Annotated in this window: 23 protein-coding genes; 12 read left to right on the forward strand and 11 right to left on the reverse strand. The window is 57.7% G+C overall.

Annotated features, from left to right (window positions below; translation table 11 throughout):
- Positions 1-22 precede the first annotated feature (22 nt).
- Positions 23-1,936 carry an aliphatic sulfonate ABC transporter substrate-binding protein gene (locus BG55_RS07905; protein WP_034936322.1) on the reverse strand — a complete coding sequence of 638 codons (1,914 nt, stop codon included), beginning with the start codon at positions 1,934-1,936 and terminating at the stop codon, positions 23-25.
- 273 nt (positions 1,937-2,209) lie between these two features.
- On the opposite strand from BG55_RS07905, the gene ssuD reads away from it, so the two are divergent.
- The 6 genes from ssuD to BG55_RS07935 all read left to right on the forward strand — a co-directional run bounded on the left by ssuD (position 2,210) and on the right by BG55_RS07935 (position 10,203).
- A complete protein-coding gene (ssuD, locus tag BG55_RS07910; RefSeq protein ID WP_034936235.1) occupies positions 2,210-3,370 on the forward strand; it encodes an FMNH2-dependent alkanesulfonate monooxygenase in 1,161 nt (386 codons plus the stop codon).
- Positions 3,371-3,380: 10 nt separating this feature from the next.
- Positions 3,381-4,472 carry a dimethylsulfone monooxygenase SfnG gene (gene sfnG, locus BG55_RS07915; RefSeq protein ID WP_034936237.1) on the forward strand — a complete coding sequence of 364 codons (1,092 nt, stop codon included), beginning with the start codon at positions 3,381-3,383 and terminating at the stop codon, positions 4,470-4,472.
- Complete coding sequence (locus tag BG55_RS07920) at positions 4,465-5,865, forward strand: FAD/NAD(P)-binding protein (protein ID WP_034936240.1); 1,401 nt, start codon at positions 4,465-4,467, stop codon at positions 5,863-5,865. Before sfnG ends, BG55_RS07920 begins: the two co-directional genes overlap by 8 nt.
- A 73-nt stretch (positions 5,866-5,938) precedes the next feature.
- Positions 5,939-7,348, forward strand: coding sequence for an LLM class flavin-dependent oxidoreductase (locus BG55_RS07925; protein WP_034936242.1), 1,410 nt, complete (start codon positions 5,939-5,941; stop codon positions 7,346-7,348).
- A gap of 193 nt (positions 7,349-7,541) precedes the next feature.
- Entirely contained in the window at positions 7,542-8,993 is a 1,452-nt protein-coding gene (locus tag BG55_RS07930) for an MFS transporter (protein ID WP_034936244.1), read from the forward strand.
- Positions 8,959-10,203 (forward strand): acyl-CoA dehydrogenase family protein, encoded by a 1,245-nt coding sequence (locus tag BG55_RS07935; RefSeq protein ID WP_420889610.1) that lies wholly within the window; start codon positions 8,959-8,961, stop codon positions 10,201-10,203. The genes BG55_RS07930 and BG55_RS07935 overlap by 35 nt, the downstream gene beginning before the upstream one ends.
- 117 nt (positions 10,204-10,320) lie before the next feature.
- On the opposite strand, the gene BG55_RS07940 is transcribed toward BG55_RS07935, so the two are convergent.
- Positions 10,321-10,737 (reverse strand): GFA family protein, encoded by a 417-nt coding sequence (locus BG55_RS07940; protein WP_034936249.1) that lies wholly within the window; start codon positions 10,735-10,737, stop codon positions 10,321-10,323.
- 620 nt (positions 10,738-11,357) lie between these two features.
- Between BG55_RS07940 and BG55_RS07945 the strand changes: the two genes are divergently transcribed.
- Positions 11,358-11,750: a hypothetical protein gene (locus BG55_RS07945; RefSeq protein WP_034936251.1), complete on the forward strand. Its 393-nt coding sequence runs from the start codon at positions 11,358-11,360 to the stop codon at positions 11,748-11,750.
- Between the two features lie 204 nt (positions 11,751-11,954).
- On the opposite strand, the gene nth is transcribed toward BG55_RS07945, so the two are convergent.
- From nth to rsxA, 7 genes are read right to left on the reverse strand one after another with little or no spacing between them, the layout of a single operon-like run.
- The gene (nth, locus tag BG55_RS07950; RefSeq protein WP_034936254.1) at positions 11,955-12,587 is read right to left on the reverse strand and encodes an endonuclease III; all 633 of its coding nucleotides are present in this window, start codon (positions 12,585-12,587) and stop codon (positions 11,955-11,957) included.
- Positions 12,584-13,285, reverse strand: a complete 702-nt coding sequence (locus BG55_RS07955) for an electron transport complex subunit E (protein ID WP_034936257.1) — start codon at positions 13,283-13,285, stop codon at positions 12,584-12,586. Before BG55_RS07955 ends, nth begins: the two co-directional genes overlap by 4 nt.
- Positions 13,278-13,910: an electron transport complex subunit RsxG gene (gene rsxG / locus BG55_RS07960; RefSeq protein WP_034936260.1), complete on the reverse strand. Its 633-nt coding sequence runs from the start codon at positions 13,908-13,910 to the stop codon at positions 13,278-13,280. The genes BG55_RS07955 and rsxG overlap by 8 nt, the downstream gene beginning before the upstream one ends.
- Positions 13,910-14,971 carry an electron transport complex subunit RsxD gene (gene rsxD, locus BG55_RS07965; protein WP_034936261.1) on the reverse strand — a complete coding sequence of 354 codons (1,062 nt, stop codon included), beginning with the start codon at positions 14,969-14,971 and terminating at the stop codon, positions 13,910-13,912. Before rsxD ends, rsxG begins: the two co-directional genes overlap by 1 nt.
- Entirely contained in the window at positions 14,972-16,843 is a 1,872-nt protein-coding gene (rsxC, locus tag BG55_RS07970) for an electron transport complex subunit RsxC (protein WP_034936263.1), read from the reverse strand. It abuts the gene before it with no gap.
- On the reverse strand, positions 16,836-17,411 hold the full coding sequence (gene rsxB / locus BG55_RS07975) for an electron transport complex subunit RsxB (RefSeq protein ID WP_034936264.1): 576 nt from the start codon (positions 17,409-17,411) through the stop codon (positions 16,836-16,838). Before rsxB ends, rsxC begins: the two co-directional genes overlap by 8 nt.
- Entirely contained in the window at positions 17,411-17,992 is a 582-nt protein-coding gene (rsxA, locus tag BG55_RS07980) for an electron transport complex subunit RsxA (RefSeq protein ID WP_034914646.1), read from the reverse strand. The genes rsxB and rsxA overlap by 1 nt, the downstream gene beginning before the upstream one ends.
- Before the next feature lie 456 nt (positions 17,993-18,448).
- On the opposite strand from rsxA, the gene BG55_RS07985 reads away from it, so the two are divergent.
- Positions 18,449-19,369 (forward strand): omptin family outer membrane protease, encoded by a 921-nt coding sequence (locus BG55_RS07985; RefSeq protein ID WP_052018746.1) that lies wholly within the window; start codon positions 18,449-18,451, stop codon positions 19,367-19,369.
- An 80-nt stretch (positions 19,370-19,449) separates the two neighbouring features.
- Here BG55_RS07985 and BG55_RS07990 read toward each other — a convergent pair whose 3' ends face one another.
- Both BG55_RS07990 and ydgT read right to left on the reverse strand, forming a co-directional pair.
- Positions 19,450-19,887, reverse strand: coding sequence for a DUF2569 domain-containing protein (locus tag BG55_RS07990; protein ID WP_379888426.1), 438 nt, complete (start codon positions 19,885-19,887; stop codon positions 19,450-19,452).
- A gap of 80 nt (positions 19,888-19,967) precedes the next feature.
- Positions 19,968-20,183 (reverse strand): transcription modulator YdgT, encoded by a 216-nt coding sequence (ydgT, locus tag BG55_RS07995; RefSeq protein WP_034936324.1) that lies wholly within the window; start codon positions 20,181-20,183, stop codon positions 19,968-19,970.
- A gap of 490 nt (positions 20,184-20,673) precedes the next feature.
- Here ydgT and ytfQ point away from each other — a divergent pair, with 490 nt between their 5' ends.
- From ytfQ to yjfF, 4 genes are read left to right on the forward strand one after another with little or no spacing between them, the layout of a single operon-like run.
- Positions 20,674-21,630, forward strand: a complete 957-nt coding sequence (gene ytfQ, locus BG55_RS08000; RefSeq protein WP_034936269.1) for a galactofuranose ABC transporter, galactofuranose-binding protein YtfQ — start codon at positions 20,674-20,676, stop codon at positions 21,628-21,630.
- Between the two features lie 59 nt (positions 21,631-21,689).
- The gene (locus tag BG55_RS08005) at positions 21,690-23,216 is read left to right on the forward strand and encodes a sugar ABC transporter ATP-binding protein (protein WP_034936270.1); all 1,527 of its coding nucleotides are present in this window, start codon (positions 21,690-21,692) and stop codon (positions 23,214-23,216) included.
- Positions 23,206-24,228 (forward strand): galactofuranose ABC transporter, ATP-binding protein YtfT, encoded by a 1,023-nt coding sequence (gene ytfT, locus BG55_RS08010; RefSeq protein WP_420889611.1) that lies wholly within the window; start codon positions 23,206-23,208, stop codon positions 24,226-24,228. The genes BG55_RS08005 and ytfT overlap by 11 nt, the downstream gene beginning before the upstream one ends.
- Complete coding sequence (gene yjfF, locus BG55_RS08015; protein WP_034936275.1) at positions 24,221-25,207, forward strand: galactofuranose ABC transporter, permease protein YjfF; 987 nt, start codon at positions 24,221-24,223, stop codon at positions 25,205-25,207. Before ytfT ends, yjfF begins: the two co-directional genes overlap by 8 nt.
- Positions 25,208-25,311 lie beyond the last annotated feature (104 nt).

The following is a 25,311-nucleotide window of genomic DNA, read 5'->3' on the forward strand; positions in this document are numbered from 1 at the left end:
CAAAAGCAGGTGCAGTTCCCGCTCAACTCTCGCTCTTCAGCTCCGCCTGCCAGACGGCGTCACCCACCCGGATCGCGCGGGGTAGCAGACCCAGCGCATAGAAACGATCGGCAATCACCTGCTGCTGACGAATTATCTGTCGATCAACCGGTCGGGTCTGATGGCTGCGACGCGACAGCGCAAGCGACAATGAACGGCTCGCCAGGCCCAGCTCGGTTGCCAGCAGCGCGGCGGCCTCAGCCCGGTGATTGTCGATATAACGTCCGGTCTGTTCCAGCGCCGACATCACTGCCGACAATAAATCACCGCTGTGACGGACAAAATCGCGATGGGCGAGATAAAACTGATGGTTGTTGACCCGCTCCACGCCGTTGGCAATTACCCTGAACTGGCCACTCTGTTCAGCGGCACTCAGCAGCGGATCCCACATCATCCAGGCATCCACCGCACGACAATCGCCCGGCGTCAGCGGATATTTCGGCGGGGCGTAAACCACATGGATATCATTCAGCGTCAGCCCGGCTTCATCCAGCAGTTGCAACAGCAGATAGTGCACATTCGATCCCCGGTTAACCGCAATTCGCCTGCCGCGCAGGCAGGCCAGCGAGTGAACGGGACTGTCGGCGGTGACCACCAGCGCCACGCTCTGCGGCGCAGCCGGTTCCCATGCCACATAGCTCAGCGGCTGATTCTGCGCCTGGGCAAACAGCGGCGGCACCTCACCGGTGGTGCCGAAATCAATCTCCCCGCTGTTCAGCGCGTGCAGCAACTGGGGACCGGCGGGAAACTCACTCCACAACACGTTAACGCCGCTGTCGGCAAACTGGCTCTCCAGCGACTGCCGGGCCTTCAGCACGCCCAGGTTGCCGAACTTCTGAAAGCCAATCCGCAGTTCGCGACTGAGGTTGACGGCGGCGGAGCGGGGGGATGTTGAGGCGTTTCCGCCCCTCGCCGTACGTGGCTTAATCACGCCGAGGTGCGCCAGCTGGGTACGCAGGGTGTTGCGACTGATCCCCAGCAGCGCGGCGGTCTGGATCTGATTGCCATCGGTCAGTTCAAAAGCGTTACGCACCAGTGAGGAGAGCACCCGCTGAAAAACCGGGCTGCGCTGGTCCTGCAATTGCAGACGAATAAATTCATCAAGCGGTTCCGCCGTCACCGCCACCGGCGAGGTGGCATTGAGTGAGCCAAACTGCAACTGTCCGGCCTTAATCAGCGGTTCGCTGCTCAGCAGCACCGCATTATGCAGGGTGTTTTCCAGCTCACGAATATTACCCGGCCAGTCATAACTGACCAGCGCGGCCTGCGCTTCTTCACTGAGTACCGGCTGCGGGCGATGATGTCGTTCGGCATAGTGTTGCAGGAAATGGCGGCTCAGCAACGGAATATCCTGACGCCGCTGGCGTAGCGGCGGCAGCGTCAGCACCGCCACATTCAGCCGGTAGTAAAGATCTTCACGAAACCGGCGTCGGGCAATGGCCGTGGCAAGATCGACGTGGGTGGCGGCAATCACCCGCACGTCAACTTTTACCGGCCGGTGAGAGCCAACACGCGTCACCTCACGTTCCTGGAGAACCCGCAGCAGCTTTACCTGAAGCGGCAGACTAAGCTCGCCAATTTCATCCAGCAGCAAAGTGCCGCCGTCAGCCGCTTCAAACCATCCCTGATGGCGTTCCCCTGCGCCGGTAAAGGCACCTTTCTCGTGACCGAACAGTTCTGACTCCGCCAGGCTTTCACTCAGCGCACCGCAGTTGACCGCCAGAAATGGCTTCTGACTTCGCGGGCTGTGGTGATGCAGATAGCGCGCCACCCCCTCTTTACCGGTGCCGGTTTCACCGACAATCAGCACCGTGGCGTCAGTGGGTGCCAGCCTTTTCAGTACGCCCTGCAACGCGACAGAGGCGGGATCTTTTAATTCAGGGCCGTCGTTGTGCATCGCCTTCTCCGGGCAGGAAACCAGCTGCCACACTAACGCCAGCGCGCCATTCTGGCGAGGGGCCGCAGCCCGATAAAAGTGGCAAATGCAGCAGGGTCTGTGCGCCAGCTGTTGCATTTGCAACACTCCGCCGGGGTGGGTGGAATTCTAACGCATTGATAAATAATCATTAAAAAAAACGGCACAGCTGGCATGTTTCCTGCTTAGTGACATATAACCAAACGAAATCAATCAATGTGATTTTTTCTGATAACGTTATATAGGAAAGCGATAATGAGCCAGCGCAGCGACACCATCAACGTCTTCTGGTTTCTGCCGACCCACGGTGACGGACACTATCTTGGCACCGCCGAAGGCGGACGTGCCGTGGATCTGCCTTATCTGCAACAGGTGGCGCTGGCGGCTGACAGCCTTGGCTATTACGGCGTGCTGATCCCCACCGGCAAAAGCTGCGAGGATGCATGGCTGGTGGCATCCGCACTGGCACCGATTACGCAAAAACTGCGCTATCTGGTGGCGGTGCGTCCCGGCCTGCAACCCCCCAGCCTCGCCGCGCGTATGGCTGCCACCCTCGACCGTCTCTCCAATGGTCGGCTGCTGATCAACGTGGTGACCGGCGGCGACCCGGTGGAAAATCGGGGTGACGGTATTTTCCTCAGCCATGCCGAACGCTATCAGGTGACCCGTGAATTTCTGACGGTCTTTTCCCGCCTGCTGAAAGGCGAAAAGGTTGACTACAGCGGTCAGCACATCCGGGTGGAGGGCGCGGAACTGCTGTTCCCGCCGGTGCAGGACAACGGGCCGCCGCTCTACTTTGGTGGATCGTCCGACGCCGCAACCGAGGTGGCGGCGCAGCAGATTGACAGCTGGCTCACCTGGGGCGAGCCGCCTGAACAGGTGGCGGAAAAGATTGCCCGGGTGCGTCAGCGGGCCAGAGAAGAGGGGCACACGCTGAGCTATGGCATTCGTCTGCATGTGATTGTGCGGGAAACCGAAGAAGAGGCGTGGGCCGCCGCAGACCGACTGATTTCCCACCTTGATGATGAAACCATCGCCAGCGCGCAGAAAATCTTTGCCCGGATGGATTCGGCAGGCCAGGCGCGAATGAGCGCGCTGCATAACGGCCAGCGGGACAATCTGCGTATCGCGCCGAATCTGTGGGCCGGTGTTGGTCTGGTACGCGGCGGGGCGGGCACGGCGCTGGTGGGCAATCCGCAGCAGGTGGCGGCGCGCATCCGGGAATATCAGGCGCTGGGCATTGAGAACTTTATCTTCTCCGGCTATCCGCATCTGGAAGAGGCACACCGTTTCGCCTCGCTGGTTATGCCGCTGTTGCCGCTGGCGGACAGGGCCGAAAAGCGCCCTGGCACGGTCAACACCGGACCCTTTGGTGAAACTATCGGCGGCGATCGCCGTCCGGTAAAAGCAGAGTAAGGAGCCATTGATGAGCAACCAACCAATCAGATTTGCCTACTGGGTGCCGAATGTGTCCGGCGGGCTGGTGATCAGCAAAATCCCCCAGCGCACCAGCTGGGACTTTGACTACAACCGTAAACTGGCGCAGATTGCCGAGCGGGCAGGGTTTGAATATGCCCTGACGCAAATCCGTTTTACCGCCGGTTACGGCGCGGACAATCAGCATGAATCGGTCAGCTTTTCCCAGGCGCTGCTGGGGGCGACAGAAAAACTGAAGGTGATAGCCGCGCTGCTGCCCGGTCCGTGGAATCCGACGCTGGCGGCAAAACAAATCGCCACCATCAGCCATCTGAGCCAGGCCCGCATCGCGGTGAACATCGTCAGCGGCTGGTTTCGCGGCGAATTTAAAGCCATCGGCGAGCCCTGGCTGGATCATGAAGAGCGTTACCTGCGTTCAGAAGAGTTTATCCGCTGCCTGCGCGGCATCTGGCAGCAGGAGAGTTTCAGCTTTGCCGGGGATTTCTACCGCTACCGGGACTATGTGCTGAAACCCCGACCGCTCGATCCGCTGCCGGAAATCTTCCAGGGCGGCAGTTCGCGGGCGGCGCGGGATATGGCGGCAAGAGTGTCTGACTGGTACTTCACCAATGGCAACACCGTCGAGGGGGTGAGGGCGCAGGTGGAGGATATCCGTGGTAAGGCGGCACAGAATCGCCATCAGGTGAAAATTGGTGTCAACGGCTTCGTTATCGCCCGCGACACGGAGCAACAGGCGCAGCAGGTGCTGAACGACATCCTGCAACAGGCGGACCCGGAGGCGGTGCGCGGCTTTCAGCATGAAGCGAAAAATGCGGGCAGCGCGTCGCCGGAAGGGGAAGGCAACTGGGCAAAATCGACGCTGGAGGATCTGGTGCAGTACAACGACGGCTTTAAAACCAACCTGATTGGCACCCCACAGCAAATCGCAGAGCGGATCATCGCCCTGAAACAGGCCGGTGTGGATCTGCTGCTGCTGGGCTTTCTGCATTTTCAGGAAGAGGTGGAATTCTTTGGCCGCGAGGTGATCCCGCGCGTCCGCGAGCTGGAGCGGCAGACCGAGCCGGAACTGAGCCATGAGTGAACGGCATATCGTCATCGTTGGCGGCGGCTTCAGCGGCACCGCGCTGGCTGTTCAGCTGGCGCGACGGGGCGGCGCGGGCCTGCGGGTGACGGTGATTGAGCCGCGTGATGCTCTGGCGCAGGGCGTGGCTTACAGCACTGACGATGCCGCACACCGCATTAACGTTCCTGCCGCCCGGATGCAGCTCTCTGCGGCGGAAGAAGGGGATTTCGATCGCTGGTATCGCGCCTCCGCCGCTTATCAGGCCGATCCGGCGGCGCGCTGGCACGACGACAGCGTCTGGCCGCAGCGCCGCCAGTTTGCCGCATACCTGACCCTGAAACTGGACGACGCCCGTCGCCATTCAGCCGTGGTGGTTCAGCATCTGAAGGATCGCGCGGTGGCGCTGGTTGATGGCGTGGTGCATACCGCCGGGGGAGCGCGCTTAACGGCCGATCAGGTGGTGCTGGCCATCAGTCATCCGCCGCCCGACGTGCCGCCACCGCTGCGCGCCTTTCGCAACCATCCTGCCGTCATCGCTGACCCCTGGCGTCCCGGGGCGCTGGCCGGGATTGCCGCCGGTGACCGCGTGGCGATTATCGGCAGCGGTCTGACCATGGCGGATATGGTGGCATCCCTTCAGCGGCAGGGGCACCGGGGCAACGTGCTGGTCTTTTCCCGTCGGGGACGTCTGCCGGGGGCTAACCTGAGCGGTGAATATGCTGACTGGCCGCTCGATTTTCAGCGTCCACAGCGTGACAGCGCGCGAGGCTGGCTGCAACGTGTGCGCGCGGAAGTGCGCGAGGCCGCTAAGGTTAACCTGCCCTGGCAGCGGGTGCTGGATGCAATCCGCCACCATGCGCAGTCGATCTGGCAGCGCTTGCCGTTGCAAGAGCAGCAGCGCTTTCTGCGCCATCTTCGTCCCTGGTGGGATGCGCACCGCTATCGCATTGCGCCGCAGGTCAGCGCGGTACTGGAGCAGCGACAACAAAGCGGGCAGTTGCAGCTGCTGGCGGCCCGCCTGCAACAGGTTGACGTCCAGAACGGCAGCATCAGCCTCACCCTGCACCGTCGTCAGGGGGCAGAAGAGATCCACCACGTTGACCGGCTGATCGTCACCACCGGCCCGGCCCACAGCGGGTTGATCGACAGCGACGCGCTGCTGAGCCAGCTGGCTGGCGCAGGCATCATCCGCCGCGATGCGCTCGGCCTCGGTATCGATGTCAGCGCGCTTTCGCAAACCCTTAACGCCACTGGCCAGGCGAATCCGCATCTGTACGTGGTGGGGCCGGCGGCCCGTGGCCGCTTTGGCGAGCTGATGGGACTGCCACAGGTGGCGGAACATGCCGAACAGCTCGCCCGCCAGCTGCTGGAACCATTGCTTCTCACCGCGTCAGCGCGATGTCCTGCCTGACTGAACCACTGAACTTTTCCTTCTGATTAACCTCATCATGGTCAGGCTGCGTGCTGGCCGTTAAGGAGTGCCTGTGTCGTCATCACGAGAAATCCGCCTCAACGCCTTTGAGATGAACTGCGTCGGCCATCAGTCACCGGGACTGTGGGCGCATCCCCGCGACCGCTCATGGCAATATAAGGATCTGAGTTACTGGACCGACCTCGCCCGTTTGCTGGAGCGGGGGAAATTTGACGGGCTGTTTATTGCCGATGTGCTGGGCGTTTACGACGTGCTGAATGGCAGCAATCAGGCGGCAATCCGTCATGCCACCCAGGTGCCGGTGAACGATCCGCTGGCGCTGATCACTCCGATGGCGCTGGTCACCGAGCATCTTGGCTTTGGCCTGACCGCCTCGCTGTCGTTTGAGCATCCTTATCCGTTCGCCCGGCGACTCTCGACGCTGGATCACCTGACCAGAGGCCGCGTCGGCTGGAATATTGTCACCTCCTACCTGGAGAGCGGCGCACGTAATATTGGCCAGACGCAGACCGATCACGATGCGCGCTATGACTATGCCGATGAATATTTGCAGGTGGTCTATAAGCTGCTGGAAGGCAGCTGGGAAGAGGGCGCGGTGCTGCGTGACCGGGAGCGGCGTATCTTCAGCGATCCGCATAAAATTCATCCCATCAACCATCAGGGCACTTTCTTTCAGGTGCCGGGTATTCATCTCTGCGAACCGTCACCGCAGCGTACCCCGGTGCTGTATCAGGCCGGGGCATCGAGCCGGGGTAAACAGTTTGCCGCCGAACATGCCGAGTGCGTGTTTGTGGCCGCGCCGTCAAAAATATTGCTGAAGAAAACCGTCAGCGATATCCGTCGCCGCGTTGCCGAAGCGGGCCGTGATCCGCGTAGTGTGCTGATCTTTAATCTGCAAACGGTGATTGTCGGCGAAAGCGATCGGGCTGCCCGCGCAAAGTGGCTGGAATACAAAGAGTATGTCAGCTACGAAGGCGCGCTGGCGCTGATATCAGGCTGGACCGGCATTGATTTTGCTCAGTATCAGTCGGACCAGGTGTTAAAGCATCTGCACACTAACGCTATCCAGTCGGCGGTGGAAACCTTCTCCACCGCTGACCCCAACCGCCAGTGGACGGTGCAGGCGCTGGCCGACTGGGTGGGCATTGGCGGCTTTGGTCCGTTGCTGGTCGGCAGTGCGCAAACCGTGGCTGATGAATTGCAGAGCTGGGTAGAAGAAACCGATGTCGATGGCTTCAACCTTGCCTATGCCCTCAGCCATGAAACCTTCAGCGACGTGGTTGACCTGCTGATCCCGGAGCTGCAACAGCGCGGCGTCTTCAAACGGCAGTACCAGCCGGGCACTCTGCGCGAAAAACTGTCTGGCGGCGGGCCACGGCTGGCGGCACCGCATCCGGCTGCGCGCTACCGTCAGCTCAGCGGTGAGCAGCACTGGGCGGCGGGGGATCGTCTCGCCGTCTGATCTGCCGTGGACAGCACCGTGGCACCCTTCTGACCGGAACAGTCCGTGGCTGTTCCGGTGTGGCTGTTGGTGAGCAAAAAATTATTTAACTTATTGAATTTATGTAATTTTATAGCAGTAATTGTTGTTTGTCTGCCGCCCGAAACCTCTCTATAACTGCCTCGTTACCTGCTGAAAAAAAGACGAGGATATGATGAGCACCATTAATTTTGAGGGGATAACGGCGACGCCACCGCCGCATTCAACACCGGTTCGTTCGGTCAGTGACGTGGCGAAACTGATCAACGCACAACAAAACCCACACCGCTATGCCCGCTTTATCGTTTTTCTGGCGCTGGGCGGGGTCTTTCTGGACGCTTACGATCTCACCACGCTGTCATACGGTATTGATGATGTGGTGAAAGAGTTTGCGCTGACGCCAGCCCTGACCGGTCTGGTTACCTCATCGATTATGATCGGCACTATTATTGGTAACCTGCTGGGCGGCTGGCTGACCGATAAGTACGGACGCTACACGGTATTTATGGCCGATATGCTGTTTTTCGTCGTCTCCGCCATTGCCGCCGGTCTGGCCCCTAACGTCTGGGTGCTGACTGGCGCACGTTTCCTGATGGGTATCGGCGTGGGGATCGATCTGCCGGTGGCGATGGCCTACCTTGCGGAGTTCTCAAAGTTCACCGGCAAAGGCAACAAAGCCGCGCGCCTCGCTGCCTGGTGCCCGATGTGGTATGCCGCCTCATCGGCCTGTTTCTTTATCATCTTTGCGCTGTTTTTTCTGTTACCGGAAGCGCATCAGGGCTGGCTGTGGCGGGCATCACTGCTGTTTGGTGCCGTCCCGGCGCTGTTGATTATTGCCGTACGCCGTAAATTTATGAATGAATCGCCGCTGTGGGCGGCGAATCAGGGCGACCTGCGCGGGGCGGTGCGTATTCTGCGTGACGCTTACGGCATCCACGCCCATGAAGCCGCGCCGCCGGTTAACAAAAAACCGCCGAAGGTTGGCTACCGCGAGCTGTTTCGCCAGCCGTGGCGGGGACGCACGCTGGTGACTGCGGTGATGAACATCTGCATCTCATTTGAGTACACCGCGATCGCCTTCTTTCTGCCCTCGATCCTGGCCCGCTTTCTTGGCGCGGGCGTATTTGAAACCATCGCGGCGTCGCTGGGGCTGAACGTGCTGTTCGCCTTTACCGGCGGCCTGCTGGGGATGCGGCTGGCATGGAAATATCCTTCGCGCCATGTCGCCATCGCCGGGTTTGCCCTGCAATTTATCGCGCTGGTTTCACTGGCGCTGATCGGCCACCCGCAGGCCGCCGCCGGGGTGCTGTTGGCGATACTGATGCTCGGCCTGTGGCTGTTTGCCGAAGGCTTTGGTCCCGGTGCGCAGATGATGGTCTATCCGACGCTGGCTTATCCGACCCACATTCGTGCCACCGGGGTGGGCTTTGGCCGCTCGCTTTCCGGCATCGGCAGCGCGCTGGCGCTGTTTATTCTGCCGGTATTGCAGGCGTCGTTTGGCACCAACATGTTCTGGATTGTCTCGCTGGCGGCGATCATCCCGATCTTTTTCCTGCTGATTATCCGTTTTGAACCCACCCGTCAGGATATCGATGACCAACCCGATAATGGAGAACACCATGTCTGAACAGCACACTGCAAATTACACTGCGCTGGCCTCACACTTTCGTCCGGTTTTTGCCCGCATCGCGGAAGGCGCGCTGGCCCGTGAACGCGATCGTCAGCTGGTTCATCAACCGATCAACTGGCTGAAACAGGCCGGTTTTGGCACCCTGCGCATTCCGCAGAGTGAGGGCGGATGGGGGGCATCGTTGCCGCAGCTGTTCCGTCTGCTGAATGAGCTGGCGGCAGCGGATTCTAACCTGCCGCAGGCACTGCGGGCGCACTTTGCCTTTGTCGAAGATCGCCTTAATCAGCCGGACAGCGATGAACGGCGGCGCTGGTTCAGCCGCTTTCGCGACGGCGAGCTGGTAGGCAGCGGCTGGAGTGAAACCGGCAACCTCAAACTGGGCGAGGTGCTGACCAGAGTCAGCCCCGCAGAGCAGGGCTGGAGGCTGGACGGCGAAAAATTTTACAGCACCGGCGTACTCTATGCTGACTGGATCGATGTCTATGCGCAGCGTACCGATAATGGTCGCGACGTGATTGCGCTGGTCAGCACCCATCAGTCTGCCGTGGAACGGGAAGATGACTGGGATGGTTTCGGCCAGCGTCTGACCGGCAGCGGCACCACCCGTTTTCGTCACGCTGCCGTCGAGCCGCAGCACGTCTATGACTTCAGCGAACGCTTCCGTTATCAGACGGCGTTTTATCAGCATGTGTTGCTGTCATGCCAGGTGGGGATCGCCAGAGCCATCGTGCGCGATGTGGCAGAGGGGGTGGAAAGTCGTAAACGCATCTACAGTCATGGTAACGCCCGCCTGGTGAAAAATGACGTCCAGGTGTTGCAGGTGGTCGGGCAGATAGCCAGCTGGGCCTGGGCGGTGGAGGCCAGCGCAGAGCGGGCGACAGAATCACTGCAACAGGCTTATGAGGTCTGGCAGCGTGGCGGCAGCGAAGAGGCGTTAAAGCAGGCCAATATCCTCGCGGAGCTGGAGGCGGCAAAAGCGCAGGTTATCGCCAGCGACCTGGTGCCGCGCGCCGCCACCGAGCTGTTCAATGCGCTGGGGGCGTCGGATACACGCGTCAGCAAGGCGCTGGATCGTCACTGGCGCAATGCCCGGACGCTGGCCTCGCACAATCCGGTTGTCTACAAAGCCCGCAACGTCGGCGACTGGGAGGTAAACGGCAGGCAGCCAACCTTTATCTGGCAGATTGGCAATGGGGGAGAAGGATAAATCCGCATGGTCTGGTGGTCAGAAACCACGCCTGTTGGCGTGGTCACTGACCCGATACCGATGAGGCTGTGGCAACCTGATGATTATCGTACGGACCCCACCGCGCATGCCCTGCGGTCAGTCTTTAACGGGCTGATAAGTAAGAATACCCGCCACGCCGCCGCCACCGCCGTCACGAGGGTGATTGACCCCATCCACCACCTCGACTGTTGCAAAATCAAAGGGTGACACGCCTTCGAGGCAGGCCACATTAATGCCGTACTGCTGAGGATTTGACCGGCGTTGATGAAAGGTGTAAATCCCGCACTGAGAGCAAAAAAAGTGGGCAGCCTGCCGCGTATTGAAACGGTATTCGGTCAGGAATTCACTCCCGCTTACAATCTCAAGTCCTGAAAGTTCTGCGGAGACGGCAACCGCCCCGCGCATCCGGCACAGGGAACAGTTACAGCGGCGAACAGTATTAAAACTATCGGATAACACCACGGAAAAGCGCACGGACTGACAGTGACAGCTGCCAGAAAATTTTTCACTCATCGTTTTTTCCTCACTAAGTTACAGACAACAGCATGGCCCAGGCCGCAGATCTTTTCGGGGCACAGGCTTTATCTGATGTCAGTATTGTACATCTCAGAAATTTCGGTGTTTCTGGCGGACAGATAAGGCCCTCTGACAGCGGGCAGGCAGCAGGATTTTATTAAATTGCGCCAGTTCCACAATCTGCAATGCCGGTGAGCGGAAGAGAGCAGCCAGACGTTACCGTTTAAACAGAAATTGCGTGTTTTTTGCAAGAATTTCTGCTGATAACCCTGTTATAAATAGCCCTGGCTTTCCTGAGAAGAGCAGCCTGTACAGAAAGATAGTAATTAAGGGAATACGCCAGTAACGGTGAAATCACCCCCGCCTGGCCGAATCTGAATGCGTTGTACATGCATTTCCTGAGCTTGTCAGAAAACGAAAAGTGTAAAACGGCCGAAACACCAACAGTGAATGGTGGATCAATCACGTCAGCAATATAAACGTCGCAGGGAGCAAAAAATCATCACAGGAAACAGGATCTGATGTTCAGCATAATTCCGTCAGATAACGGCTGAGCCGAATCAGAATAAAATCCTGCATGATGAAACAGACCATTAATACGTCAGTGAGGAGCACTTATGTCAGTTATCACCTTTATCAAAGCAACAATTTGCCATAGCAGCAGTGCTGCGTTCGAACGTGCAATAGAAGACCCTAAAAAGATGGAGTTTGCCCTGAAAGTGATTTCAGTTAAGCACCAAAATGCACTTCTTGACTTCAATAAAGCACGTTCTGATATTACAAAAGAAATTCAAATTAAGGACAGGATTTATAAGTATGAACGCTTTCTGAATGCTCTTTTACTCAGAACGCCGCAAACCGCGCAGAAAAAAACTATTTCAGATTTCAACAGCCCTCTTACCAGGTTGACGGTAGTCAGCAAAAACGCCAACGATCATCAATATTTTCTGCCTGGCGATTACCAGCCAAAACTCCTCAGTATTACAGCTGCGGAAGAGCGTTTGATTTAAGCATTATCAGCCAGTGATCTTATTCACGTCATTCTGCCCCGCAGGCAGATGCTCTGACCGTCCTGGAAAACAGGCGGCTGTTGTTTATTTCTGCTGGCTGCAGGATGGCCGGGCAATAACTAATAAGGTTGTGCTGGCGTTTCATCCGGAAAATGACGCGAGAAGGGGAGCGTACTTCAGGCTAAGGCCGCCCGGGATAAAAGCTCACTCCACCTTCTCGCGGTATTCGCATAAATCTTCTATCAGACAGGAGCCACAGCGCGGCTTACGGGCGATGCAGGTATAACGGCCATGCAGGATCAGCCAGTGATGGCAGTCCACTTTAAATGGCGCGGGCACCACCTTCAGCAGTTTCTCCTCCACCTGCTCAACGTTCTTGCCTGGCGCAAAGCCGGTGCGATTGCTGACGCGAAAAATATGGGTGTCCACCGCGATGGTTGGCCAGCCGAACGCGGTATTCAGCACCACATTAGCGGTTTTGCGCCCGACGCCGGGCAGTGCCTCCAGCGCCTCGCGATTTTCCGGCACTTCCCCCTGATGCTGCTCCAGCAGGATGCGACAGGTTTTAATCACGTTTTCCGCCTTGCTGTTAAACAGGCCGATGGTCTTGATGTACTCTTTCACCCCGTCAACCCCCAGCGCCAGTATCGCCGCCGGGGTATTCGCCACCGGATAAAGCTTCGCGGTGGCTTTGTTGACGCTGACGTCGGTGGCCTGGGCGGAGAGCAGCACGGCGATCAGCAGTTCAAACGGCGTGCTGAAATGTAATTCCGTGGTAGGATGAGGATTGTTATCCCGCAGGCGGATCAGGATCTGCTGGCGTTTATCCTTGTTCACAGCGCACCTGCTTTCCCGTCCAGATCAGGCTGCGCCTGCTGTTCTGCCTTGCGGGCCGCGCGGGCTTTCATCCGGTTATCAATCAGATATTTTGCCGCCAGCAGCATGCCCAGTCCGATAAATGCGCCCGGTGGCAGCATCGCCAGCAGCATGGGTGAATCAAAATGCACCACCTGAATGCGCAGCGCTTTAGCCCAGGGACCAAGCAGTTGATCGGCTCCGTTGAAAACGGTGCCATTGCCAATGATTTCCCGCAGGGAGCCCAGCACCACCATCACGCTGGTGGCACCCAGGCCAATCGCCATGCCGTCCAGCGCCGCCAGCGGTACGCTGCTGCGTGAGGCTACCGCTTCAGCCCGTCCAACCACGATGCAGTTGGTGACAATCAACGGGATAAAAATGCCGAGCGACTGGTAGAGGCCGTAAGCGTAAGCATTGATCAGCATCTGCACGCAGCTGACCACCGCCGCGATAATCATCACGTAAATCGGAATACGGATATCGCCAGGCACCCAGCGCCGCGAGGCGGAAATGGCGCTGTTGGTACAGGTCAGTACCATGGTGGTGGCCAGCCCCAGTCCCAGCGCATTGGTGGCGGTGGAGGTGACCGCCAGCAGCGGGCAGAGGCCGAGCAGCTGCACCAGCGCCGAGTTGTTCTTCCACAGGCCGCCAATCAGCAGCGTTTTAGCTTCACTCATTGTCTTCTCCACAGGTTGGCAGCGAGCTGAGTCGCTGCGGCAAGGTTTCAACATACAGCGTGGTGCGCTTCGCTGCATTCACCACCGCACGAGGCGTGATGGTGGCACCGGTAAACTGATCAAAGTTGCCGCCATCTTTTTTGACCGCAAATTGCGGATCGTTTTTGCCGTGGATCTGTACGCCATTAAAACTGTTGATCCAGTCGGAAATACGCAGCTCAATTTTGTCGCCCAGGCCAGGTGTCTCGTGATGTTCAACCACGCGCACCCCCAGCACTTTGCCGCTGAAGTCCGCGCCGACAATCATCTGAATTGCGCCAGAATAGCCGTCTGGCGCGGTAGTCTCAATGGCAACGGCCACCGGCTGGTCATTTTTTCTCGCCAGATACAGACGGTGAGGGCTGGCATTTCCCAGTGCCGCATCGCTGACAAGGTAGCACTCCTGCTGAATGGCGTTGTTGTACATTCCTGGCGGCACCACCTGGTCCAGCAGGATTTTCTGTTGCACCGCTGTCTGATGCTCAATGGTGGGTTTGGTCACCGCATTGATCACCGCCGTCAGGCCGGTGGTGACGGCAGCGAACACCGCCAGCGTCACGCCATTTTTACGAATCGCATCCAGCATCACTTCTCCTTACGATGGCCATAAACGCGCGGCTGCGTGTAGTAGTCGATTAACGGCACGGTAATGTTGGCCAGCAGCACGGCGAAGGCGACGCCATCAGGATAGCCGCCGTAGCTGCGGATCAGCCACACCAGCAGCCCAATCAGCACGCCGTAAACCAGTCGGCCTTTGTTGGTGGTGGACGCGGTAACCGGATCGGTGGCGATAAAGAATGCCCCCAGCATGGTGGCACCGGAGAACAGATGCAGCACCGGCGACAGCAGCGAATGGGGCGACAGCAGCCAGCCCAGGGTTGAGAACAGTGCCAGCGACAGCAGAAAGCTCAGCGGGATGTGCCAGCGAATGGTGCGGGTAAACAGCAGAAACAGGCCGCCAGCCAGATAACCCAGATTGATCCACTGCCAGCCGGCACCGGCAATCACGCCGGAGTAAATGGGCTGTGCGAGCAGTTGTTCGGCGCTGTGACCGGCGCGCAGACCGGTTTTGAAGGTGTCCAGCGGGGTGGCCTGACTGACGCCGTCAATGCCCATCTGCAACTGCTGCATCGTGTGTCCGTTGGGCGTATGACCGTGAAAAATGACGCTCAGTGAATCAGTGAAGCCTGGGGTGATCGCCTGGAGCGCCTCCGGTGGCAGCCAGCTGGTCATCTGTACCGGGAAGGAGATCAGCAAGACCACGTAACCGACCATCGCCGGGTTGAACGGATTCTGTCCCAGACCGCCGTACAGCTGCTTGGAAATGACCACGGCGAAAAGCGTGCCAATAACCACCAGCCACCAGGGTGCCAGCGGCGGAATGCTGATGCCGAGCAGCAGGGCGGTAAGCAGTGCGGAATTATCCCCCAGCGTTTTGCTCACCGGAAGCCTGCGCAGTCTGAGGATCAATGCTTCGGCAGCCATACCGGCGATGGCGGCAATCGCTACCTGAATCAGGTTGCCCCAGCCAAAAAAGTACCACTGGGCGGCCATGCCAGGGATGGCGGCCAGCAGCACCAGCAGCATAATCGTACTGGTGCTGCGCTGATTGTGGGTATAGGGCGAACTCGCGATACGAAAAGCCATTTAATCCTCTTGCGTAGAGTGCTGCGCTTTACGCGCTTTAACACGGGCGATGGCAGCGGCGACCGCCGCTTTACGTGGGTCATCGGCAGGCGCGGCGCTGTCGTCGGCTTGCGTCGCCGACGGTGCAGCGGTTACCCCGGTTTGTTCCTGCGGCGATACGCTGTCCTGTGCGGCTTTCTTCGCTTTGGCGCGGGCGATGGCCGCCTCTACCGCTGCTTTGCGCGGATCCTCTGCCTGACGGGTAGCGGGTTCTGTTTCCGCCTGATGAAGCGCGCTCTGTGCTCGTGCCTGGGCATGGCGGGCCAGCGTTGCGGCGCTTTCTTCCGCTGGCGCGCTGCTGGCGTCCTCTGTTTGCTGCGCCTGCTTCGCTTTTACCCGCGCCAGCGCGGCGGCAATCTCACCGCCGTCATTCTGACTGACGGCACGTTTTGCCTGCTGATGACGGTTTTCCCGCGCCAGTTTTTCCCGCTCAAGACGCTGCTGGCGCGCTTCAAAACGGGCCTTCGCCTGCACGGTGCGTTCCGCTTCCAGGTCGATAGCGCGAAGCTCTGCTTTCTCCTGACGGTAATACTGCACCAGCGGAATGTTGCTGGGGCAGACCCAGGCACAGGCTCCGCATTCAATGCAGTCGGCAATATTGTGCTCCCGCGCCTTATCGTGATCGCCTCCACGGCTGTACCAGTAAAGTTGCTGTGGCAGCAGGGCGGCCGGACAGGCATCGGCACAGGCACTACAACGGATGCAGGATTTTTCGCTCTCCTGTTCGCCCGTTTCGCTGGCGGAAGGGGCCAGAATACAGTTGGTGATCTTCACCATCGGCACATCCAGCGTTGGCAGGGTAAAGCCCATCAGCGGGCCGCCCATCACCACCATCTGACTGCTGGCTGGGGTAAAGTCTGCGCAGCGCAGCAGATGGCCGATTGGTGTGCCAATTCTGCCCCAGACGTTGCCCGGCTGGCCCACTGACTCACCGGTCAGCGTGACCACCCGCTCCGTCAGCGCCTCACCGTCAATCACCGCCCGTTTTACCGCATACGCCGTGCCGACGTTTTGCATCAGCACGCCAATATCGGTTGAACGGCCACCGTGCGGCACTTCCAGCCCGGTGAGAATTTTGGTCAGCTGTTTGGCGCCGCCTGAAGGATATTTGGTCGGGATCACCCGGATTTGCAGGTCGGTTGCCGCGCCCAGCGCTTTTTTCAGCGCGGCGATGGCCTGCGGCTTATTGTCTTCAATACCAATCAGTACCCGCTCAGACTGCAAAAGCCAGGCGAGGATACGGCTGCCCTCCAGTACTTCCTCCGCGCAGTCCTGCATCAGGCGGTCATCGGCAGTGATATAAGGTTCACATTCTGCGGCGTTGATAATCAGGGTCTTCACCCCGCGAATGCCGCCTTTAAGCTTGGTCGCGGTGGGAAAACCTGCGCCCCCCAGACCGGCCACGCCCGCCTGATGAATAATGTTAATAATTTCACTGCGTTCCCGCTGCTGATAGTCAGCCACGCCATGACGTTCACACCAGCGGTCCTCACCGTCCGGGGTGATAAAAACACAGAGCTCCGCCAGGGCGGACGGGTGGGCGATGGTGTGCGGCGCGACAGCCGACACCGTGCCGGAGGTCGGGGAATGCACCGGTAGCATCCGGCCACGGCCAAAGGTCAGCGGCTGGCCGCGCAGCACTTTATCACCGGGACTGACCAGCAGTTCACCTTCATGGCCGATATGTTGCTTAACCGGGATGATGAACTGCGTCGGTAACGGCAGCTGACGCAGCGGGGTGCCGTTGGACTGGGTCTTCATCTCCGGCGGATGAATGCCGCCATCGAAATCCCATAATTGATCTTTTTTAAATCGTCTGAACAGATTACGCATGGTGTTCCACTGGGATGACTCTTACCGGGATGGTTTGCAGGTCCCACTTCCAGTTGTCGGTCGTGGTGGCGACGGGCCGCATCTCAATGCAGTCAGTCGGGCAGGGGGCAACGCATAAATCGCAGCCGGTGCAGACGTCGCTGAGCACCGTATGCATGGCGCGGGTGGCACCGACAATGGCGTCAACCGGGCAGGCCTGAATGCATTTGGTGCAGCCAATGCAGTTGGCTTCATCAATCCACGCAACTTTGCGCTCCGGTTCGCGGGCGGCTTCATCACCGAGGGGCTGCGGTTCGACGTTCAGCAGCGCCGCCAGCTTAAGCATGGTCTGTTCTCCGCCCGGCGCACATTTGTTGATCATCTCTCCGTTGTTGCCCACGGCGTCAGCATAAGGACGACAGCCAGGGTAGCCGCACTGCCCACACTGGCTTTGTGGCAGGATGGCGTCAATTTGTTCAACAATCGGATCGTCTTCAACTTTGAAACGACGTGAGGCATATCCCAACAGGCCACCAAACAGCAGGCCCAGCGCACTTAATACCGCAATGGCAATCCAGACTGCACTCATCAGAATTTCACCAGCCCGCTGAAGCCCATAAAGGCCAGCGCCATCAGACCGGCGGTGACCAGTGCAATTGACGAGCCTTTAAAAGGGGCGGGTACGTCGGCCAGCACCAGTCGCTCGCGAATACCGGCAAACAGCACCATCACCAGTGAGAAACCAATTGATGCACTGAAACCATACAGCGCCGCCTGCAAAAAGGTGTGATTCAGGTTAACGCTGAGCAGCGGCACGCCGAGTACGGCGCAGTTGGTGGTGATCAGCGGCAGAAAGATCCCTAACAGGCGATAGAGGTCCGGGCTGGTTTTGCGTACCACCATCTCGGTGAACTGCACCACGACCGCAATCACCAGTATATAGGCCATGGTGCGCAGATAGACCAGATCCAGCGGCAGCAGGATCAGATGATTAACCAGCCAGGCGCAGATGGAAGCCAGGGTAATCACGAAGGTGGTGGCGAGTCCCATGCCTATCGCCGTTTCCAGTTTTTTGGAAACGCCCATAAAGGGACACAGGCCGAGAAACTTCACCAGAACGAAGTTGTTCACCAGCACTGTGCCAATAAAAAGAAGCAGGTAATCGGTCATTATTTCGCCTGATAAAAATGAAAGCGGCCTATTATCGGGGATCGGCGGCCTGACGACAACATTTGAACACTAAGGATATCTTACCAGCGCACTGAGGATTAAATTTTTGCTGCTTTTTTCACCAGCTGGCGCGATTGCTCTCGCCGCAGGCACCGGGATCGCCCGCCCGCATCGCTGCTGACCGGGTGACAGAGTCCCGCTGCTCAGTGAAACACAGGGATGGCAAACAGGGGGTGTTAAAGCAGTGCAAAACCGCGCACTTACTCTTTTACGTAAAACAACCTTTTTATTACGCAGGAAAGTTTTTATATTGTTTCGGGATTAACCGGGTTATTTAAAATAATAACGCGCACTGCGCGAGTTTACGTCGTAAGACAGGGTCATTTCATGGAGCAGCACTGTTTTTAGTAATATGGCGTTATAAAAAACTAAATATCACGACAGGAGCAGAGATTGATGAAAACGAATGCCGCTTTAACCGCCGTTACGTTATTTTTATCCTGTAGCGTACAGGCTGATAATAACAATACATTCGGAAAAATTAAAGCAAGCGCCGGGCTGGGCTGGCTGAGTGGCGAGTCAGGAGAATATGTTTACGGTGATGATGGAAATAAACAGAGCGAACTGAAATGGAAAATTAAAAATACCGCCATCATTAAAGGCGATCTCTCCTGGGATGCGCTTCAGTGGCTGACGCTCAATGCCAGAGGCTGGGCAACGGTGGCCTCCAGCGGGTCGGCAATGGATGACTATGACTGGCAGACGCCGGGCCAGTCGCACTGGTCTGACTGGTCAACACATCCGAATACGCGGTTAAATCATGCCAACGAATTCGATCTGAATGTCAAAGGCTGGCTGTTAAATGAACCGACATACCAGCTTGGCGTCATGTTGGGTTATCAGCAAACCCGTTTCAGCTGGACGGCTTTTGGTGGCAGTTATAATTACGATAATGGTCAGGATATCGGTGAATTTCAGCGTGGCTCTCGTGGAATAGGGTATAAACAGCAGTTCAGCCTCCCTTATTTAGGTCTTGTCGGGCTGACGCGCTATGGCGATATTGAACTGACGGCGGCATTTAAATTCAGTCCCTGGGTGAGAGCAAAAGATAATGACGAGCATTATCAGCGGGCGCTGAGTTATCAGGAGAGAGGCAATAACTCAAATTACTATTCAGCCACGGCAGGGGCAGGTTATTACATTACCCCTGCGGCAAAGGTTTATCTGGAATTAAATTACAGTCGCTATGAGAAGGCCAGCGCCAGTACTTCTGTCACCGACAGGACAACAGGTGAAAATTACGCTCTCGGCGATGATTCAGCCGGCATCGCCAACAAGACCTTTGCGGTAACATCCGGTCTGCAATATCAGTTCTGAGAAGGAAAACATCCGCGAAGCTGTGGCCGTGTCTGGGAGTGAATACTCAGACACGGATGTCGGCTGTGAGAATCGTCGCTTCAGGGTTCGATAAAGGTGTTTTTAACCCGTTGCGACCGTGTGAAGTAAGGCACCAGCACCGCGGCGGCCAGCAGGGCTATCAGCAGGGTGCGAATCGCTGCGGCATCGCTGACCGGCGAAAAAGCAAAGGTTTTAATCGCCAGCAGTACGGTGACCAGAAGCCAGACAATGTACTGCTTTGGTAACCGCCGCGAACGCTTACAAAAAATCCACGTTACCCACAGGCTGTAGCACCAGACCAGTGCTGAAGTCAGCAGAGAAATGCCCCACTGTAGGGTAAAGGCATGGGTATTGTTAAACAGGGCACTGCGCAGTTCCGGGTTGGCCAGAGCGCTCAGATACATTGCCATCACCAGCGCGCTGGTCAGTAATGTCATCAGCAGCCAGGCGAGGGGAACCAGTAACAGTCCGGCGATGCGCGGTTTGGTTTCTGCCACGATATATCCTTTTCAAAAGTTGAATCTGACCGTTGATGGTGCAGACGGTCATGCAGGAGCGCGGCAGAATTATACGGAAATTACTTCACATAACGCCAGACCGACTTTGGCACCTGACCCGGATCGAACAGACGACCACCTGAGGTCAGTTCGGCGCGGCGGTGGTCGGCGGCACGGTACATATTGACAATTTCTGTGGTGTCGGTCAGCGAATAATTAAGATGATCGAACAGCTTTTCCAGCGTTTCCAGCGAACTCACTTTGCGAAACTTAAGCAAATAATCGTATACAGTCATCATAAAAGGTGCAGGCAGAATTAAGAGAGCCTGAGTATAGGGTGCACTGCGTTTATTTTCATAGGGATAAATAATAACAAGGCACTAAATTCAGACTCGGGCGTGATTCTTTGCAATTTTTTTCGTCTTCCATACGCTCTGTGTCTTGCATTCGCTCACTGACCACGGTGTGCTTCAGCTCACAGAATGGATAAACAGCCTGGCCGGAAAGCGTGATTTGCCGCAATGGCAGAAATTTACGTGGTGCTGTAATCGCTTTCATCGCCAATCGTCATAAATACTTATCTTCATTACAGTTAATTAACATTTTTTGCCAGCGGATCGCCTGTTTTATCCATATGTCCTTGATCCAACAGTATTACTGTTACGGCCCTGGCGTTTCTTAACATCAGGATCTGTGAGCGATGTCCAAAATGTTTTTTCTCCACCAGGCCAGACTTGTCAGGCGTTTAACCCTACAGAACTGAATCCCATCAGAGGAAAACTGCCCATGTGGAAGCGTTTACTGTTAACTACCCTCGTCAGCGCAGGTCTGTCGACCAGCGCGCTGGCAGAATCCCTTACGGTTGGTTTTTCGCAGGTTGGCTCGGAGTCGGGCTGGCGTGCGGCTGAAACCAGCGTCGCCAGAAGTGAAGCCGCAAAGCGTGGCATCACGCTGAAAATCGCCGATGGTCAGCAAAAGCAGGAGAATCAGATCAAAGCTGTCCGCTCGTTCATTGCTCAGGGCGTGGATGCCATTTTTATCGCCCCGGTGGTGCAGACCGGCTGGGAGCCGGTTCTTCAGGAAGCGAAAGAGGCAAAAATCCCGGTTTTCCTGCTTGACCGGGCCATTGTGGTAAAAGACAAATCACTCTATATGGCGGTGGTGACCGCAGATAACGTCTATGAAGGCAAACTGATTGGTGACTGGCTGGTAAAAGAGCGTGCCGGTAAGCCCTGTAATGTGGTCGAGCTTCAGGGAACGGTGGGTGCCAGCGTGGCAATCGACCGCAAAAAAGGGTTTGCGGAAGCCATCGCTGCTGCACCGGGCATTAAAATCATCCGCTCCCAGTCGGGCGATTTTACCCGTAGTAAAGGTAAAGAGGTGATGGAGAGCTTTATCAAGGCGGAGAACAACGGCAAAAATATCTGCATGGTGTTTGCGCACAACGACGATATGGCGATTGGCGCTATCCAGGCAATTAAGGAAGCGGGCCTGAAGCCGGGGAAAGATATTCTGACCGGCTCCATTGATGGCGTGCCGGATATTTATAAAGCCATGCTGGCCGGCGAGGCCAATGCCAACGTCGAACTGACGCCGGATATGGCCGGACCGGCATTCGATGCGCTGGAGAAGTTTAAAAAAGACGGCACGCTGCCGGCCAAAATCATCAAAACCGAATCGCGACTCTGGCTCCCCGCCGATGCTCAGTCCCAGTTGAACAAGAAAAAAGACATGGGGTATTGAGCCACACGCCGTCGGGCCCGCCCGGCGGCTTTTTTTATCCTCACTGAGGTCTGGTGGCTATGCGAAATGACAGTTTATCCCGAGCGCCGCTGTTAACCATCAGCGGCGTCAGTAAAGCGTTTCCCGGCGTCAGGGCGTTGGACAACGTCTCATTTGATCTGCATCGCGGTGAAATTATGGCTCTGCTGGGTGAGAACGGTGCCGGGAAGTCCACGCTGATTAAAGTGCTGACCGGGGTTTATCGCCGTGACAGCGGCACGGTGATGCTGGCCGGTCAGGCGGTCAATGCGCAGAGCACCGCGCAGGCCCAGCAGGCGGGGATTGGCACGGTTTATCAGGAAGTTAACCTGCTGCCCAATATGTCGGTGGCCGATAATCTTTATATCGGACGTGAACCCCGACGGCTGGGACTGATTGATCGCCGGACGCTGATAAAAAACGCGCAAACGCTGTTAAGAAGCTATGGATTTGAGCTGGATGTCACCCGTCCGCTGGGACACTATTCGGTCGCCATGCAGCAGATTATCGCTATCTGCCGGGCAGTGGATCTTTCGGCGCAGGTGTTGATCCTGGATGAGCCCACCGCCAGCCTGGATGCGGGCGAAGTGGCGTTGCTGTTTACACTGATGAAGCAGCTGAAAGCAAAAGGAATGGGGCTGATTTTCGTCACACACTTTCTCGATCAGGTTTACGCCGTCTGCGATCGGATTACCGTGCTGCGCAACGGCCAGTTTATCGCCACGCGACCCACCGCTGAGTTACCGCAGCTGGAGCTTATTAAACTGATGCTGGGACGCGAGCTGCTGGCGGGGGCGTTACAGCGGGCAGGGCGCACCCTCAGGCGCAATGAGCCGGTGGTGGAATTCAAAGATTACGGCAAAAAAGGCACCATCGAACCCTTCAGCCTGAGCGTGCGCCCCGGCGAAGCGGTCGGGCTGGCGGGCCTGCTGGGGTCCGGGCGGACCGAAACCGCCGAGCTGTTGTTTGGCATTAAACCCGCCGACAGCGGCAGCGCTTTTATCAGGGGAAAAAAACAGACTGTTCGCTCACCGGCGCAGGCTTCCCGGCTGGGCATGGGCTTTTGTCCGGAAGATCGCAAAACCGATGGCATCATTGGCGCGGCGTCGGTGCGGGAAAACATCATTCTTGCCCTCCAGGCACAGCGCGGCTGGTTACGTCCGATCCGCCGACGCGAACAGCAACAGATTGCTGAACGTTTTATCAAACGGCTGGCTATCCGCACGCCGGATGCTGAGCAGCCGGTGGAGCTGCTTTCCGGCGGTAATCAACAGAAGGTGTTGCTCTCCCGCTGGCTGGTAACCCGACCGCAGTTTTTAATACTGGATGAGCCAACCCGCGGGATTGATGTGGGCGCACACGCGGAAATTATCCGCCTGATTGAATCGCTTTGTGCCGACGGACTGGCGCTGCTGGTGATCTCATCAGAGCTGGAAGAACTGGTGGGCTATGCCGACCGGGTACTGATCCTGCGTGACCGCCAGCAGGTGGCGGAGATCCCACTGGAGCAGTTATCGGTAGCCGCCATTGTCAATGCAATAGCCGAAGGAGGGGGGAGTGATGCCTGAATCCCAGGAAGTATCCGTCAAAGCGCCGCGCCCCGGGCGTAAGCTACCTGCCGGACTGCCGCAGCTGGCGGCCCTGCTGCTGGTGCTGTTGGTCGACAGTCTGGTGGCAGACCATTTTTTTGCCATTCACCTGCAGGACGGTCGGCTGTTCGGCAGCCCGATTGATATTGTTAACCGGGCTGCACCGGTAGCCCTGCTGGCTGTTGGCATGACGCTGGTAATCGCCACCGGCGGCATCGATCTGTCGGTCGGCGCAGTGATGGCCATCGCCGGGGCCACGGCGGCGACGCTGACCGTTTCCGGCCACAGCCTGGCGTTTATTATCAGCGCGACGCTGGCGACCGGGCTGCTCTGCGGCCTGTGGAATGGCGTACTGGTGGCGTTACTGAAGATTCAGCCGTTTGTCGCCACGCTGATCCTGATGGTCGCCGGGCGCGGTATTGCGCAGCTGATCACTCAGGGCCAGATTGTCACCTTCGACAGTGAGTCGCTGGCCTGGCTGGGCAGTGGCACGCTGTGGCTGCTGCCGGTGCCGGTGTGGCTGACCCTGGTGATGGCGCTGCTGGTCTGGTTACTGACCCGTAAAACCGCGCTGGGGATGTTTATTGAGGCAGTGGGGATTAATCTGCGGGCTGCCCGCAATGCCGGGGTGACCAGCTGGCTGGTGGTGATGAGCTGTTATCTGCTGAGCGGCCTCTGTGCTGCGGTAGCCGGACTGATTGTCGCGGCGGATATTCGCGGGGCGGATGCCAATAACGCCGGGCTCTGGCTGGAGCTGGATGCGATCCTCGCGGTGGTCATCGGCGGAGCATCGCTGCTGGGCGGACGTTTTAACCTGCTGCTGTCGCTGACGGGTGCGCTGATCATTCAGTCGATGAATACCGGGATTCTGCTGTCGGGATTTCCGCCGGAGCTGAATCAGGTGATTAAAGCCGTGGTGGTGCTGGTGGTGCTGTTAATTCAGTCACCGCGTTTTATCGCCATATTTAAAAGAGGGCGGAGAAATGATTAAACGGCATCTGCCATTGTTTATCACGCTGCTGGTGTTTGTGATGGGTTACCTGTTCTGCCTCAGCCAGTATCACGGCTTCGCCTCCAGTAGAGTGATGGCGAATATCCTGACGGATAATGCTTTTCTGGGCATTATCGCGGTGGGGATGACCTTCGTTATTCTTTCCGGTGGCATCGACCTTTCGGTGGGTGCAACGGTGGCCTTCACCGGCGTGGTGCTGGCGCGGATGATTGGTGATTATCACCTTAATCCGTGGCTGGCATTTACGCTGGTGATGACCATCGGCTCAATTTTTGGTGCGCTGATGGGCTGGCTGATTGATGCGCTGAAGATCCCGGCCTTTATTATCACCCTCGCCGGGATGTTTTTCCTGCGCGGATGCAGCTATCTGGTGGCGGAGAGTTCCCTGCCCATCGATCATCCGTTGTACGCCACGCTCTCTTCGCTGGCGTGGACCATTCCGGGGGGCGGCAGACTGAGTCTGCTGGCGCTGGTGATGCTGCTGGTGGTGTTGCTCGGCATGGTGCTGGCTCACCGCAGCCGCTTTGGTAATCAAGTCTATGCCATCGGGGGCAATGCCACCTCGGCGCAGCTGATGGGGATCTCCACGCGCAGCACCACGGTGCGGGTCTATATGCTGTCATCGGCGCTGGCGACGCTGGCCGGAATTGTCTTTTCTGTTTACACCTCATCGGGCTATGCGCTGGCGGGCATGGGGGTGGAACTGGACGCCATTGCCTCGGTGGTGATTGGCGGCACGCTGCTGTCAGGCGGGGTGGGAACCGTGCTGGGTACGCTGTTTGGCGTGCTGATTCAGGGGCTGATCCAGACCTGGATCAACTTCGACGGTACGCTGAGTTCCTGGTGGACGCGGATTGCCGTCGGGGTGCTGCTGTTTGCCTTTATCGCCCTGCAACGGCTGCTCAGCGTGCTCTGGGACCGGCAACAGAATGCGCCGGTAAAACGGCTACCCGGGTGATAAAGGGTGTATCTGTCCTGAACCTTGTCGCTGACGGCGTTTTTGCTTTTAGCATCAAGGCCCAGCTGTGGTTTTTTTGGCGCCGCCTGGAATACGGAAAATGT

Source organism: Erwinia mallotivora (assembly GCF_000590885.1).
GTDB classification, from domain to species: domain Bacteria; phylum Pseudomonadota; class Gammaproteobacteria; order Enterobacterales; family Enterobacteriaceae; genus Erwinia; species Erwinia mallotivora.

Bases quoted from the DNA above. Each gene is read 5' to 3' on its own strand.
- BG55_RS07905 (WP_034936322.1), bottom strand. From the start codon at position 1,936: ATGCACAACGACGGCCCTGAATTAAAAGATCCCGCCTCTGTCGCGTTG.
- ssuD (WP_034936235.1), top strand. From the start codon at position 2,210: ATGAGCCAGCGCAGCGACACCATCAACGTCTTCTGGTTTCTGCCGACC.
- sfnG (WP_034936237.1), top strand. From the start codon at position 3,381: ATGAGCAACCAACCAATCAGATTTGCCTACTGGGTGCCGAATGTGTCC.
- BG55_RS07920 (WP_034936240.1), top strand. From the start codon at position 4,465: ATGAGTGAACGGCATATCGTCATCGTTGGCGGCGGCTTCAGCGGCACC.
- BG55_RS07930 (WP_034936244.1), top strand. From the start codon at position 7,542: ATGAGCACCATTAATTTTGAGGGGATAACGGCGACGCCACCGCCGCAT.
- BG55_RS07935 (WP_420889610.1), top strand. From the start codon at position 8,959: ATGACCAACCCGATAATGGAGAACACCATGTCTGAACAGCACACTGCA.
- BG55_RS07940 (WP_034936249.1), bottom strand. From the start codon at position 10,737: ATGAGTGAAAAATTTTCTGGCAGCTGTCACTGTCAGTCCGTGCGCTTT.
- BG55_RS07945 (WP_034936251.1), top strand. From the start codon at position 11,358: ATGTCAGTTATCACCTTTATCAAAGCAACAATTTGCCATAGCAGCAGT.
- BG55_RS07955 (WP_034936257.1), bottom strand. From the start codon at position 13,285: ATGAGTGAAGCTAAAACGCTGCTGATTGGCGGCCTGTGGAAGAACAAC.
- rsxG (WP_034936260.1), bottom strand. From the start codon at position 13,910: ATGCTGGATGCGATTCGTAAAAATGGCGTGACGCTGGCGGTGTTCGCT.
- rsxD (WP_034936261.1), bottom strand. From the start codon at position 14,971: ATGGCTTTTCGTATCGCGAGTTCGCCCTATACCCACAATCAGCGCAGC.
- rsxC (WP_034936263.1), bottom strand. From the start codon at position 16,843: ATGCGTAATCTGTTCAGACGATTTAAAAAAGATCAATTATGGGATTTC.
- rsxB (WP_034936264.1), bottom strand. From the start codon at position 17,411: ATGAGTGCAGTCTGGATTGCCATTGCGGTATTAAGTGCGCTGGGCCTG.
- rsxA (WP_034914646.1), bottom strand. From the start codon at position 17,992: ATGACCGATTACCTGCTTCTTTTTATTGGCACAGTGCTGGTGAACAAC.
- BG55_RS07985 (WP_052018746.1), top strand. From the start codon at position 18,449: ATGAAAACGAATGCCGCTTTAACCGCCGTTACGTTATTTTTATCCTGT.
- ydgT (WP_034936324.1), bottom strand. From the start codon at position 20,183: ATGACTGTATACGATTATTTGCTTAAGTTTCGCAAAGTGAGTTCGCTG.
- ytfQ (WP_034936269.1), top strand. From the start codon at position 20,674: ATGTGGAAGCGTTTACTGTTAACTACCCTCGTCAGCGCAGGTCTGTCG.
- BG55_RS08005 (WP_034936270.1), top strand. From the start codon at position 21,690: ATGCGAAATGACAGTTTATCCCGAGCGCCGCTGTTAACCATCAGCGGC.
- yjfF (WP_034936275.1), top strand. From the start codon at position 24,221: ATGATTAAACGGCATCTGCCATTGTTTATCACGCTGCTGGTGTTTGTG.